Origin of the sequence: Nonomuraea corallina (assembly GCF_027620315.1) — a bacterium.
Taxonomy (GTDB): domain Bacteria; phylum Actinomycetota; class Actinomycetes; order Streptosporangiales; family Streptosporangiaceae; genus Nonomuraea; species Nonomuraea corallina.
The window spans coordinates 1-11,939 of sequence record NZ_JAPNNL010000048.1; the positions used below are offsets into that span (position 1 = coordinate 1).

The window sequence follows — 11,939 nt, forward strand, 5'->3', positions numbered from 1 at the left end:
CACCAGCGCGGCCGTCGACCACGTCTGCCACGCCTGCGACCCCTGGCCGAGCACCTCCAGCGCCATCCCGCCGGCGCTCGCCGACATCCCCAGCACCACCGCGGCGAGCAGTCGCCAGACGAGCTGGTCCGGCGCGCCCAGCGCGGTCAGCAGCGCCAGCCCGAACAGCGCCCCGGCGGCCAGCGTGACCACGGCGAGAATCCTCACGGGCCGCCCGAGCAGCCTCCGGCGGCCGACGCGCGACAGCAGCAGCCAGGAGGCGTCGGCGGCCGGCAGCACCACGGGGCCCGCCGCCCGGCCCACCGCCAGGAACCCGGCCAGCGCCAGCATCGCCAGCGCCACCCCCGGCCCCGTCCGCCCGGCGTCCACCTGCCCGGCCAGCCCCGCCACGGCCGTCGTCACCGGGTTGCCGAAGACGGCCACGGCGATGGCCAGCATGAAGACGGAGACGTACCGGTCGAGCAGGGTGACCGGCCGGCGCCGGCGCGACCGGACGAACGCGCGTACGAGACGGGCGTCGGTGACGTCGTTCATGGGTCCTTCTCGATCGGAGGGCGGTCAGGAGGTGAGCTGGTTGCCCGGGAAGACCTGGCGGGCGCCGGTGGCGAGAGCGGCGTCGTGGGTGGCCGCCACGACGGCGCCGCCGGCGGCGGCGTAGCCGGTCAGCAGCGCGCCGAACCGCTCGCGGAAGGCGGCGTCGAGGCCGCGCTCGGGCTCGTCGAGCAGGAGGAGCTCGCTGGGTCTGAGCAGGGCGGCGGCCAGGGCGAGGCGCTGGCGCTGGCCGGTGGACAGGTTGAGCGGGGGAGCGTCGGCCCGATCCACCAGCCCGAACACCTCCAGCGCCGCCTCGACCTCCAGCCGGGGCTCGCCGTGGACGGCCCGCATCAGCTCCAGGTGCTCGCGGGCGGTGAGCCCCGGATACCAGGCCGGCTCGTCGGCCGCCCACGCCACCCGGCGCCAGAAGGCGGGCCCGTCGACCGGAGGCGCGCCGAACACCTCGACCGACCCGGCGGACACCGGAACCAGCCCGCCCAGGCAGCCCAGCAGGGTCGACTTCCCCGACCCGTTGGGGCCGACGACGGCCACCACCTCGCCGCGCTCGACCGCCAGGCTCAGGTCTCGCAGCACGGGAACGCCTTCGAGCTCGACCGTGACGCCGCGAACCTCGATGATCTTGTCACCCACATCCCGAGCCTAGCCATCGTCGCGCGGGTGCGGGCGCCGGCTGTCAGAGGCCCAGCAGCTCGGGTGAGGCCGCCAGCTCCCGCCAGCGGGCCTTCGGATCGTCGACCAGCCGCCGCGCGCGCAGGTCGAGCAGCCCGCCGACGCCCGTCAGCTCGGCGGCCGGCTCTCCGCCGGGGCGCAGGAACTCCTGCCGCACCCGGTACGTCTTGCCCTCACCCCACTCGAACGCGCACGTCACGTCCACCTCGTCGCCCGCGCGGAGCTCGCGGAGGTAGCGGATGGTGTTCTCCAGCGTGACCGGGCCGACGCCGCTCCTGCGCAGGTCGTCCGCCCCGATCCCGGCCGCGCGCAGCAGCTCCCAGCGGGCGTGGTCGCCGTACTGGTGGTAGACGACGTTGTTGAGGTGGCCCTGCACGTCGATCTCGTAGCCGCGTACGGCGACGCGGACGGAGAAGCTCATCGCCGTTCCTCCAGCCAGCGGTGCGACTTGCCGGTGAGGTAGCGCAGCCCGTCGTCGCGGATCTCGACCCAGTCGCCGCGCGCCCAGCCGCCGGTGGTCTGGGGGGCGAACCCGTGGCGCTGGAACAGCTCCGAGGCCTCCTTCTGGGTGAGCCCGCGGCGCCCCCATTCCTGGATGACCCGGGCTGTCCGCTCGTCCTCGCTCGCCGGGTCGTGCTCGCCGAGCGCCGCCGCGACCTCTTCCAGGCCGCGGGCGACCAAGCGCAGCCCGGACTGGAGCCTCTGTGTGTCCATGCTCTCCATCGCAGATCGATCGGTAGCGATTGCCTAGCGATCGTATCGGGTGACGCTGTCGAAGTCGACGGGGTTCTCTCACTCGTGGGGGAGCAGGTAGCGCCACGAGAGCGCGAGATGCCCGCCGGTCGGCAGGCGGTAGACGTGCCATGATCCGTCGCCCGGTACCAGCCGGGCGATGGCGGTCGCCTTGTGGCCCTTGTAGTCCTTCCGCGTCGAGGTCGCCTGCGTATCGGGCGGCAGGGGTACGCCCTCCGGCAGGGGCTCGGCGGTCGTCCTGGAGGAGGCGAGCCGTTCGGCGGACAGGCGTACGCGATCGGTGGAGTAGGTCCGGCCCCGCGCGGTGACGCGGCCCGCCAGGTGGGAGAGACGGTCGCGGGCGGTGACGAGCGCGGCGTCGTAGCGGGTCGCGGCCTGCTCCAGGTACGGCACGTGCACCTCCCGCATCCCGCCGCCGCCGTCCACGCCGAGGATCGTCGTGGGCGCGTCATGGAACGCCGGCGAGCCGGGCCGGGGCGAGGCGGTGGCGGGTTGCCCGGCCAGATCCTGCTCCAGGGCCTTTACCAGGGTTTCCACCTCGGCGGGAGGCAGGCGGAGCTCGTGGGCCGCGCCGGCGATGGCCCGGCCGTCGGCGTAGACCACCAGCGCCGGAGGGCGGACGGCGCCGAGGCCGGGTGCGGCCAGCCCGCCCACCCGCAGCCACTGGGCGACAGGGCGGCCGGGAGCGGCCGGTTCAGCGGCGGGCCGGTCGTCCGAGGCCGTGGCCACGGTGGCTGGGATGTCCCTGGTGGCCGGGGTGGTTCCTGTGGCCGCGGTCGTCGGCGTGGTCTCGGCCGCTTGGTGAACCCCCGTGCCGCCGCATGCGGAGAGCGCCAGCGCCGCGGCGGCGGCCAACTTCGTCTCATGCCTCTGAGACGATCACCTTGGGCGCGCGGTTCAGGAGCGAGCTCACGACGCGAGCCCGCCTCCCGGGCATCGGCCGTGGTTTTGTCGGTGGCCCTCGTTAGCTTGGTCGTCCGAACACCAGTGCGACTGGAGGGTGAGATGATGACTGTCGAGCGCATGGAGCGTGCCGCCCTGCTGGGGGTCGCCGTGGCGGAGGAGACACGGCGGTTGCTCCGGCTCCACCTGCGGCCGGCGGTGCTGGGCGACGACGGCACGGTGGTGGTCGATGTGCCCTATCCCGACGCCATGGTGGTGACGGCGCTGCTCGACGTGGCGGCCGAGTGTTTCGGGGAGCGGGGGGCGTCCGTGGAGGAGTCGCGCCAGGTCGCGCTGGAGGCCCTGTTAGATCTGGCCGACGACGGGTTCGGTGTGGCCGAGAAGGTCACCCGTCTGGCCTGATATTTCATCGCTTGGGCCACGGAGGCTCCGCTAGCGTCTCCTCATGCGTGTCATCTCGGTAAATGTCGGGCAAGCTGTCGAGGCCGAGTGGGCCGGAAAGCTGAAGCGCACGGCCATCGACAAGAGGCCGGTGACGCACCGCGTGGCGGTCCTGGCCGACGGGCTGGCCGGCGACGAGCGGGCCGACAAGCCCAGCCACGGCTCTCCCGGCCAGGCCGTCTACGCCTACGCCAGGGAGGACTACGACTGGTGGGAGCGGGAGCTGGGCCGCGAGCTGCGCGACGGCCGGTTCGGCGAGAACCTCACGACCTCGGGGCTCGAGGTCAACGGCGCGCTGCACGGGGAACGCTGGCGGATCGGCACCACGTTCCTGGAGGTCACCGGCCCGCGCACCCCGTGCGTGGTCTTCCGCAACTGGCTGGACGAGTCCCGCTGGGTCAGGCGCTTCACCGAGGCCGGCCGTCCCGGCGCCTATCTCAAGGTGCTGGAGCCCGGGCAGCTGGGGGTGGGAGACGAGGTGGAGGTGGTCCACCGGCCGGCGACGAGCGTGACCGTGGCCGAGTCCTTCCTGGCCTACCACGGTGACGAGGAGCTTCTGCGCCGCGTGCTGGCGCTCCCGGGGTACGACGAGCGGTGGGACCGTGTCGCCGCGCGCGTTCTCGGCGTGCTCTCTTAGCACGGCGCCCGCGGGGGCGGTGCCGGGCGTGCGGCTGGTCTGAGGGAGCTCGGGGGAGTCCGTTCCTGGCCGGCGGGGGCTTTGAGGAGACGTCCCGCGTGAGCGCGAGCGCGCCCACGCGGGACGGGTCGAGCGGGACGGGTCAAAGGGAGGGCGTCAATTCAGGACCGTGTGCAGGGCCGTGGTCAGCGAGGCGCGGGAGTCGTCCTGGTCGATGGACCACATCATGGCGCCGCCCAGCCCCTTGAGCCGGATGTACGCGGCCTTCTGCAGCATCATGGCCGGGTCGTCGTACGACCAGAACTCGTTGCCGTCGTACAGCCAGAGCGCGCCGGTGGCCAGATCGCGGTAGCGCCTGCCGGGCTTGGCCACGAGGTCCTTGTAGTCCTCGACGCCCGCGGCCCATTTGCCGGGGGCGGGGCCGGTGGCCGGCTGGTAGAGCCCCTTGCCGCCGCCGGTGACGCCGGTCCAGCCCTGGCCGTACGCGGGGACGCCGATCACGAGCTTGCGGGCCGGGGCGCCGCGGCGCACGTAGTCGCGGACCGTCTGGTCGATGCTGTAGCGGACCTCGTTCGGGTCGCGCCTGTCGGTGAACAGGTTGGCCTGGTGCCCGGTCCTCGACTCCCACGTGCCGCGCAGGTCGTACCCCTGGACGGTGGCGAAGTCGAGCAGGTCGAACACCCGCCGCACCTCGAACCCGGCGTCGATCTTGGCCGTGGCCGCCGGGAGGAACGCGGTGAGCTCGGCGTCGCGGGAGTACGCGTCGAGCTGGGCGCGGAGCTCCTCCAGGAACAGGGTGAAGTTCCGCCTGTCCTCCGGCCGGATGACGTTGCCCTCGGCGCCGGACGAGCCGGGCCACTCCCAGTCGAGGTCGATGCCGTCGAACACGCCCTCGGCCGCGCCGGGCTCCAGGCCGGGCAGGTTGCCGCGCAGCCACAGGTCGATGCAGGAACTCGCCAGCCGGGCGCGGGACTCGGGGGTGAGCACGGCGTCGGAGAAGTGCTTGGAGCCGGTCCAGCCGCCCAGCGAGATGAGCGTCTTCAGCCCGGGGTGCTTGGCCTTGAGCTTGCGGAGCTGGTTGAGGTTGCCGTTCAGGGCCTGGCCGGGCTCGTCGGCGACGCCGTCCACGCTCTGCTCGGCGGGCACCGGCCGCTGCCAGTCGGCCCACGGATCGGGGGAGTAGCAGGCGCCTTCGGCGTCGACGAAGCCGAAGGCGTAGTTGATGTGGGTGAGCTTCGCGGCGGCTCCGCTGGTGTCGACGTCCTTGACGTGGTAGTCGCGTCCGTAGACGCCCCACTGGATGAAGTACGCGACGCGCTTGAAGCGGTCGCCCCGGGCCTCCGCGGGCAGGGCGATCGCGGTCAGCGACAGTAGGAGGGAGAGGGCGAGGAGAATGCTCTTCTTCAAGGGGGTGCGCCTCCTGACTTATAGGAAACTTTCCTATAAGTTGTCCCGGATCGTAGAACCCCTGGATCGGGCAGTCAATGGGAACGGGCAGACTGGAGGCGTGCCATCCACGCTGCCTGACGGAGATCCCGCGCCCGCTTCCGGCGAGCTGCCCGAGAGCGCGCTGCGCGGCCTCGGCGATCGGCCGTTCGGCTTCTACGTGCACGTCCCGTTCTGCGTGACGCGCTGCGGCTACTGCGACTTCAACACCTACACCGCCGCCGAGCTCGGGCCGGGCGCCTCACACCACGACTACGCCGAAACCGCCATAGCGGAGGTACGGCTCGCGCGGCGGGTGCTCGGGGAGGCCGAGCTGCCGGTCCGGACGGTGTTCTTCGGCGGCGGCACCCCCACCCTGCTGCCCGCCCGCGACCTGGGCAGGATTCTGGCGGCGATCGACGCCGAGTTCGGCCTCGCGGCCGGCGCCGAGGTGACGACCGAGGCCAACCCCGAGTCCGTCGACCCACGCTCACTCGAAGACCTGCGCGAGCGCGGCTTCACCCGGATCAGCTTCGGCATGCAGAGCGCCCGCGAGCACGTGCTGCGGGTGCTCGACCGGCAGCACACCCCGGGCCGCGCCGGGCAGGCCGTCCTGGAGGCCAGGAAAGCCGGGTTCGCCCACGTCAACCTCGACCTGATCTACAGCACCCCCGGTGAGACCGACGACGACTGGCGCGCCTCCCTCGCCGCGGCCATCGAGGCCGAGCCCGACCACGTCTCGGCCTACTCGCTCATCGTCGAGAAGGGCACCCGCCTGGCCGCCCGGATCCGGCGCGGCGAGCTGCCGATGCCCGACGACGACGTGGCCGCCGACCGCTACCTGATCGCCGACGAGATGCTGGGCGGGGCCGGGTACGGCTGGTACGAAGTGTCCAACTGGGCCACCACCGACGCCGCGCGCTGCCGCCACAACCTGCTCTACTGGACCGGCGGCGACTGGTGGGCGGTCGGCCCCGGCGCCCACAGCCACGTCGGCGGCACCCGCTGGTGGAACGTCAAGCACCCCGCCGCCTACGCCCAGCGCCTGGCCGCCGGTCTGTCCCCCGCCCACGCCCGCGAGGAGCTCACCGCCGACGACCGCGACACCGAGCGGCTCATGCTGGAGCTGAGGCTCGACTCCGGCTACCCGCTGGCCGCCGTGGCCCCGCGAGCCCGCCCGAAGGTGGCGGCGGCCCTGGCCGGCGGGCTGCTGGAGCCGGAGGCGTTCAAGACCGGGCGCATGGTCCTCACGCTGCGCGGCCGGCTCCTCGCCGACGCGCTCGTCCGCGACCTGCTCACGTGATGAGGCGGATGTTGATCGGGTAGCGGTAGTTCTCGCCCCGCTGCGCCGCGATGGCGGCCTGGATCTGGAAGATCAGGGCCACGATCCACACGATCGGCAGCAACAGGATGCCGATCAGGACGATCGTCAGCAGAGCGGCGATCATGTAGCCGATGAACATGGTGATCTGGAAGTTCAGCGCCTCCGCCGACTGGTCCCTGACGTACGGGGACTCGTCCCTCTTCATCAGGTAGATGATCAACGGGCCGACCCAGGAGATCAGCAGGCCCAGCAGGTGGGAGAGCATGGCCATGCTGGTGTCGTCGGTGCCGGGGCGCGGGCCGTACGCGCCGGGGACATGCTGGGGCCGCTGCTGCGGAGCGGCGTGGCCGTACGGGGGCGGCGGATAACCGGACGGCGGCTGCCCGTACCCATAGCCGGGTTCGGACCCGGGCTGTCCGTAGCCGTATCCGGGCTGGGACCCGGGCTGTCCGTAGCCGTATCCGGGCTGGGACCCCGGCTGCCCGTAGCCGTAGCCGGGCTCGGACCCGGGCTGCTGTCCGTAGCCATAACCGGGCTCCGGCCCGGGCTGCTGCCCGTAGCCGTATCCGGGCTGGGACCCCGGCTGCTGCCCGTAACCAGGCTCGGACCCCGGTTGCCGGCCGTAGCCGGGCTGCGATCCCGGCCGTTGCCCGTAGCCGGGCTGGGAGCCGTGCTGAGAGCCGGGCTGGGGCCCGTACCCCTGACCGGGCTGGGCCGAGGGGAAGCGGCGGGTCGCGTCGTCGTCGGGCGGCTGGTTCGTGTCCTGGCTCATGAGGTCTCCGTAACGAAGTCGATCAGTTCTTCGACCCGGCCGAGCAGCTCCGGCTCCAGGTCGGTGTAGGTCGAGACGGCGCCCAGAATGCGCCGCCACGCCTCGGGCGGCTCCATCCGCCAGCCCAGGGCGGCGATCACGCCCTCCTTCCACGGCACCCCGCGCGGCACCTGCGGCCACGCCCGGATGCCCACCGCGGACGGCTTGACCGCCTGCCAGATGTCCACGTACGGGTGGCCCACCACGAGCACGTGCGGAGAGGTCACCTGGGCGGCGATGCGGCTCTCCTTGGAACCCGGCACCAGGTGGTCGACCAGGACCCCGAGCCTGCGCCCCGGCTCGGGGCCGAACTCCTCGACGATCGCGGGCAGGTCGTCGACGCCCTCCAGATACTCCACGACCACGCCCTCGACCCGCAGGTCGTGACCCCAGATCTTCTCCACCAGCGCCGCGTCGTGGACGCCTTCGACGTAGATGCGGCTCTCCCTGGCGACCCGGGCGCGCAGGCCCTCGACGGCGATCGACCCGGACGCGCTGCGCCGGGGGGCCGGCGACGCGGCGGCCTGTGGCCGCACCAGTGTCACGACCCGCCCCTCCAGCAGGAACGCGGCCGGCGCCAGCGGGAACAGCCGCCGCTTGCCGAAGCGGTCCTCCAGCGTCACCGCCTCCTTGTCACAGGCCACCACCGCGCCGCAGAACCCGCTCTCGGCGTCCTCCACGACCAGGTCGGGCTCGGCGGGCACCTGAGGGATCTTGCCCTTGCCCGGACGCCGCCAGTTTCCCGCGAGAACATCTCCGTCGTACACACCGGGGACCGTAGCAAATCACCCGACGGCCGCGAGGCGTCTGCGATGGCTCCTCCGCCGTACCAGCACCACCACGGTCACGACGATCGCGGTGAGCACTCCGACGCCGGGGATGAGCAGCAGCGCGGCCACCCCGCCGATGAGCCCGCCCGCGACCGAGAGCGCGTCCCTGCCCACACCGAACTCCACCTCCTGACCGGCTTCTCCCTGGACGGCGCACGTGAGCTGGTAGTCACCCGCGGCGGGCGCGTTGACCAGCAGGATCTGCTCCCACGTCCGGCCGCCGCCGGTGACGGTCTGCCGGCCTTGCGTGTTGACCAGTCGCGCCTGACCGGGGCCGCCGGAGATCTCGCAGGTGAACGCCGCCCGGCCCTGGGTGGCGATGTAGACGGCCGGTCGCTCCTCGGGGTCGAGCGACACCGAGACCTTCTCGCCGGCGGCGAACGTCGTGGTCGGGGCCATGTCGGTCACCGTGTTCGTCACACCGTTGACGAACACGAACACCCCCGCCACCACGCACACGACCGCGACGCCCCAGGCGGCGGCGATCCACCACAGGCGCGGGCGCACCTCCTTCGCGTCCACCCGCGCCCCGGCCTGCCCGAACTGCTGCTGCCCGAAAGGCGGCTGCCCGAACTGCTGCGGCCCGCCGTACCCGTGACCGGCCTGCCCGTACGGGCTCTCGCCGTAAGGCCCGGCCCCGGGCGGCGCTCCGAAGGAACCCGGCTGGGGCCCGCCTCCGTACGGCCCTGCCTGTGGCGGCGGCCCGTACGCTCCGGACTGGGGCTGGGGCCCGTAGTGACCGCCCTGCGACTGGAATCCGTACGGCCCGGACTGGGGCTGGGGTCCGTGCGCGCCGCTCTGGGGCTGCGGTCCGTACGGCCCGGACTGGGGCTGGGGTCCGTACGCGCCGCTCTGGGGCTGCGGTCCGTACGCGCCGCTCTGAGGCTGAGGTGCGTAGGGGCCGGACTGCGGCTGCTCGTACGGGCCGGGCTGCGGAGGCCCGTACGGTCCGGAAGGCGGCGGCGGAGATCCGAAAGGATCGGACTGAGGCGGAGGCCCGAAGGCGCCCGGCTGGGGCTGAGGCCCGGACGGACCGGCCTGCGACTGGCGTTCGTCCGGACCGTAATCGGAGATTGGTCCGTACGGGTTTGTACCGGATTGGTGCTGTGGCGGCGCGTACGGGGAAGGCTCATCCTGGGATGACTGGCCAAAAGGGGAACCCTGACCGGAGGGCGGATCGACTGGATTCTCTGGTGATTTGTCGGTCATGTCGGCAAGTGTGAGGCTTGTCCTTGACGCACGCCAGCAGCAGCGAGGACAACCGAGTTATCGCACCCTGTGGGCGAGAGCCGTACACTTGGCACTCGGGAACACAGAGTGCTAGGCCTGGCGTTTCCCTGAAAGTCGCGGTAGGAGGTGCGCACGTGCTCGACGATCGTAAACTCGCGGTGCTACGCGCCATTGTCGAAGACTACGTGTCGACCAACGAGCCAGTGGGTTCCAAGGCGCTCGCGGAGCGTCACAATCTGAAGGTCTCACCGGCGACGGTCAGAAATGACATGGCAGCGCTGGAGGAGCAGGGCTACATCACCCAGCCTCACACCAGCGCCGGCCGCGTGCCGACGGACAAGGGCTACCGCCTGTTCGTCGACAGGCTCTCCCAGGTCAAGCCGCTGTCAGCCGCCGAACGCCGGGCCATCGAGACGTTCCTCGCCGGAGCGGTCGATCTCGACGACGTGGTCATGCGCACGGTCCGGCTGCTCGCGCAGCTCACCCGGCAGGTCGCCGTCGTGCAGTACCCGACGCTCAACCGCTCCACCGTGCGCCACGTCGAGCTGGTGCCACTGCACGACCGCCGGGTCATGCTGGTGCTGATCACCAACATGGGCCGGGTCGAGCAGCGCGTGGTCGAGCTGCCCGAGGTGGTGGAGGAGCACCGGGTCGCCCACATGCGCGGAGTGCTCAACGACTGCCTCGACGGCTGCGGCCTGAGCTGCGTGCCGGAGCAGGTCGCCGACCTGCCCCAGCGGCTGCCGATCGAGGAACGGCCGGCGATGGCCACGATCCTGTCCGTCCTGCTGGAGACGCTCGTCGAACGGCACGACGAGAAGATCGTGTTCGCCGGGGCGGCCAACCTCGCCGGCGCCGACTTCAGCGTCGGCCTGCGCGACGTGCTGGAAGCGCTGGAAGAGCAGGTGGTGCTCATGCGCCTGCTCGGCGAGACTTCCTCCGACACACCTTCCGCCCTCACCGTGCGCATCGGATCGGAGAACGCCTACACAGGTTTGCGGGGCACGTCCATCGTCGCGACGGGATACGGTCAAGGCGACAATCAACTGGCCCGGCTCGGCGTGCTGGGCCCGACCAGGATGGACTACCCCGTGACGATGGGCGCCGTGCGCGCGGTGGCACGCTACGTCAGCCAGATTCTGGCTGCATCTTAAGAGGTCGATAAGTGGCAAACAGCGACTATTACGCCGCCCTCGGGGTGCGCCGTGACGCCAGTCAGGATGAGATCAAGAAGGCCTATCGCAGGCTGGCTCGTGAGCTGCACCCTGACGTGAACCCTGACCCCGCGACTCAGGAGCGGTTCAAGGAGATCACGCAGGCCTACGAGGTGCTGTCGGATCCGAACAAGCGCCAGATGTACGACCTGGGCGGTGACCCGTTCGGCGGCGCCGGGGCCGGCGCGCCGGGTGGCGGCTTCGGGGCCGGCTTCCCCTTCAGCGACATCATGGACGCGTTCTTCGGCACCGCCACGGGAGGGGCCCGCGGCCCGCGCTCGCGCGCCCGCCGAGGCCGCAACGCGACCATCCGGGTCGAGCTCGACCTGCGCGAGACCGCGTTCGGCACCACCCGCGAGCTGGCGGTCGACACGGCGGTGCTGTGCGAGGTGTGCACGGGCTCCGGCGCGGCCCCCGGCACCCACCCCGACACCTGCGACATGTGCAACGGCCGTGGCGAGATCTCCCAGGTCACCAGGTCCTTCCTGGGCCAGGTCATGACCACGCGCCCGTGCCCGCAGTGCGGCGGCTTCGGCAGCATCATCCGCCACCCGTGCCAGGAGTGCTCGGGCGACGGGCGGGTCCGCACCCGCCGCACGATCAAGGTGCGCATCCCGGCGGGCGTCGAGGACGGCACCCACATCCAGCTCGCCGGCGAGGGCGAGATCGGCCCCGGCGGCGGCCCGCCCGGCGACCTCTTCCTGGAGATCGTCGAACGGGCCCATGAGATCTTCGAACGGCGCGGCGACGACCTCCACTGCACCGTCCAGATCCCGATGACGGCCGCCGCGCTCGGCACCGTGCTCACGGTCGAGACCCTCGACGGCGCCGAGGAGATCGACGTCCGGCCCGGCACGCAGTCGGGGCAGGTCATCACCATGTTCCAGCGCGGCGTGCAGCGCCTCAACGAGACCGGCCGCGGCGACCTGCTCATCCACGTCAACGTGGAGACCCCGTCCCGGCTCGACCCCGCCCAGGAGGAACTGCTGCGCGAGCTGGCCAAGCTGCGCGGCGAGGAGCGGCCGCCGGGCAAGTTCGCGCCGGGGCAGCAGAGCTTCTTCTCCCGGCTCCGCGACGCCTTCAACGGCCGCTGACGACCTCCCGACCCGCGCCCCACCAGAACCAGGGCGCGGGTCCGGTGCGCCGG

At 72.1% G+C, this 11,939-nt stretch carries 14 protein-coding genes; 5 read left to right on the forward strand and 9 right to left on the reverse strand.

The window, feature by feature from the left end; translation table 11 throughout:
- The 5 genes from OUY22_RS14625 to OUY22_RS14645 form a co-directional block, all read right to left on the reverse strand.
- Positions 1-534, reverse strand: a 534-nt coding sequence (locus OUY22_RS14625; protein WP_270155479.1) for a DUF6297 family protein, incomplete at its 3' end; no start/stop codon positions are given.
- 24 nt (positions 535-558) lie between these two features.
- Entirely contained in the window at positions 559-1,185 is a 627-nt protein-coding gene (locus tag OUY22_RS14630; RefSeq protein ID WP_270155480.1) for an ABC transporter ATP-binding protein, read from the reverse strand.
- Positions 1,186-1,228: 43 nt separating this feature from the next.
- Complete coding sequence (locus OUY22_RS14635; RefSeq protein ID WP_270155481.1) at positions 1,229-1,645, reverse strand: acyl-CoA thioesterase; 417 nt, start codon at positions 1,643-1,645, stop codon at positions 1,229-1,231.
- Positions 1,642-1,938 carry a hypothetical protein gene (locus tag OUY22_RS14640; protein ID WP_270155482.1) on the reverse strand — a complete coding sequence of 99 codons (297 nt, stop codon included), beginning with the start codon at positions 1,936-1,938 and terminating at the stop codon, positions 1,642-1,644. Before OUY22_RS14640 ends, OUY22_RS14635 begins: the two co-directional genes overlap by 4 nt.
- A gap of 78 nt (positions 1,939-2,016) precedes the next feature.
- On the reverse strand, positions 2,017-2,832 hold the full coding sequence (locus tag OUY22_RS14645) for a hypothetical protein (protein WP_270155483.1): 816 nt from the start codon (positions 2,830-2,832) through the stop codon (positions 2,017-2,019).
- A 150-nt stretch (positions 2,833-2,982) separates the two neighbouring features.
- On the opposite strand from OUY22_RS14645, the gene OUY22_RS14650 reads away from it, so the two are divergent.
- A complete protein-coding gene (locus OUY22_RS14650) occupies positions 2,983-3,282 on the forward strand; it encodes a hypothetical protein (protein ID WP_270155484.1) in 300 nt (99 codons plus the stop codon).
- A 43-nt stretch (positions 3,283-3,325) separates the two neighbouring features.
- Positions 3,326-3,958 (forward strand): MOSC domain-containing protein, encoded by a 633-nt coding sequence (locus tag OUY22_RS14655; RefSeq protein ID WP_270155485.1) that lies wholly within the window; start codon positions 3,326-3,328, stop codon positions 3,956-3,958.
- Positions 3,959-4,114: 156 nt separating this feature from the next.
- On the opposite strand, the gene OUY22_RS14660 is transcribed toward OUY22_RS14655, so the two are convergent.
- The gene (locus tag OUY22_RS14660) at positions 4,115-5,365 is read right to left on the reverse strand and encodes a glycoside hydrolase family 18 protein (protein WP_270155486.1); all 1,251 of its coding nucleotides are present in this window, start codon (positions 5,363-5,365) and stop codon (positions 4,115-4,117) included.
- A gap of 100 nt (positions 5,366-5,465) precedes the next feature.
- Between OUY22_RS14660 and hemW the strand changes: the two genes are divergently transcribed.
- Positions 5,466-6,686: a radical SAM family heme chaperone HemW gene (hemW, locus tag OUY22_RS14665; RefSeq protein ID WP_270155487.1), complete on the forward strand. Its 1,221-nt coding sequence runs from the start codon at positions 5,466-5,468 to the stop codon at positions 6,684-6,686.
- Here the strand turns inward: hemW and OUY22_RS14670 are convergent.
- Genes OUY22_RS14670 through OUY22_RS14680 form a run of 3 tightly spaced genes read right to left on the reverse strand, consistent with a single transcriptional unit; the run spans position 6,679 to position 8,870 of the window.
- Complete coding sequence (locus OUY22_RS14670) at positions 6,679-7,479, reverse strand: DUF4870 domain-containing protein (protein WP_270155488.1); 801 nt, start codon at positions 7,477-7,479, stop codon at positions 6,679-6,681. The two genes, hemW and OUY22_RS14670, sit on opposite strands and share 8 nt — an antisense overlap.
- Positions 7,476-8,285 carry a DUF3097 domain-containing protein gene (locus OUY22_RS14675; RefSeq protein WP_270155489.1) on the reverse strand — a complete coding sequence of 270 codons (810 nt, stop codon included), beginning with the start codon at positions 8,283-8,285 and terminating at the stop codon, positions 7,476-7,478. The genes OUY22_RS14670 and OUY22_RS14675 overlap by 4 nt, the downstream gene beginning before the upstream one ends.
- An 18-nt stretch (positions 8,286-8,303) precedes the next feature.
- Complete coding sequence (locus OUY22_RS14680; RefSeq protein ID WP_270155490.1) at positions 8,304-8,870, reverse strand: hypothetical protein; 567 nt, start codon at positions 8,868-8,870, stop codon at positions 8,304-8,306.
- Positions 8,871-9,712: 842 nt separating this feature from the next.
- On the opposite strand from OUY22_RS14680, the gene hrcA reads away from it, so the two are divergent.
- Together hrcA and dnaJ are read left to right on the forward strand one after the other, a co-directional pair.
- Positions 9,713-10,732 carry a heat-inducible transcriptional repressor HrcA gene (gene hrcA / locus OUY22_RS14685; protein ID WP_270155491.1) on the forward strand — a complete coding sequence of 340 codons (1,020 nt, stop codon included), beginning with the start codon at positions 9,713-9,715 and terminating at the stop codon, positions 10,730-10,732.
- Positions 10,733-10,743: 11 nt separating this feature from the next.
- Positions 10,744-11,886 (forward strand): molecular chaperone DnaJ, encoded by a 1,143-nt coding sequence (gene dnaJ / locus OUY22_RS14690; protein WP_270155492.1) that lies wholly within the window; start codon positions 10,744-10,746, stop codon positions 11,884-11,886.
- Positions 11,887-11,939: the final 53 nt, after the last annotated feature.

Excerpts from the sequence above, each read along its gene's own strand:
- OUY22_RS14670 (WP_270155488.1), bottom strand. The coding sequence starts at position 7,479 with ATGAGCCAGGACACGAACCAGCCGCCCGACGACGACGCGACCCGCCGC.
- OUY22_RS14635 (WP_270155481.1), bottom strand. The coding sequence starts at position 1,645 with ATGAGCTTCTCCGTCCGCGTCGCCGTACGCGGCTACGAGATCGACGTG.
- OUY22_RS14650 (WP_270155484.1), top strand. The coding sequence starts at position 2,983 with ATGATGACTGTCGAGCGCATGGAGCGTGCCGCCCTGCTGGGGGTCGCC.
- OUY22_RS14655 (WP_270155485.1), top strand. The coding sequence starts at position 3,326 with ATGCGTGTCATCTCGGTAAATGTCGGGCAAGCTGTCGAGGCCGAGTGG.
- OUY22_RS14640 (WP_270155482.1), bottom strand. The coding sequence starts at position 1,938 with ATGGACACACAGAGGCTCCAGTCCGGGCTGCGCTTGGTCGCCCGCGGC.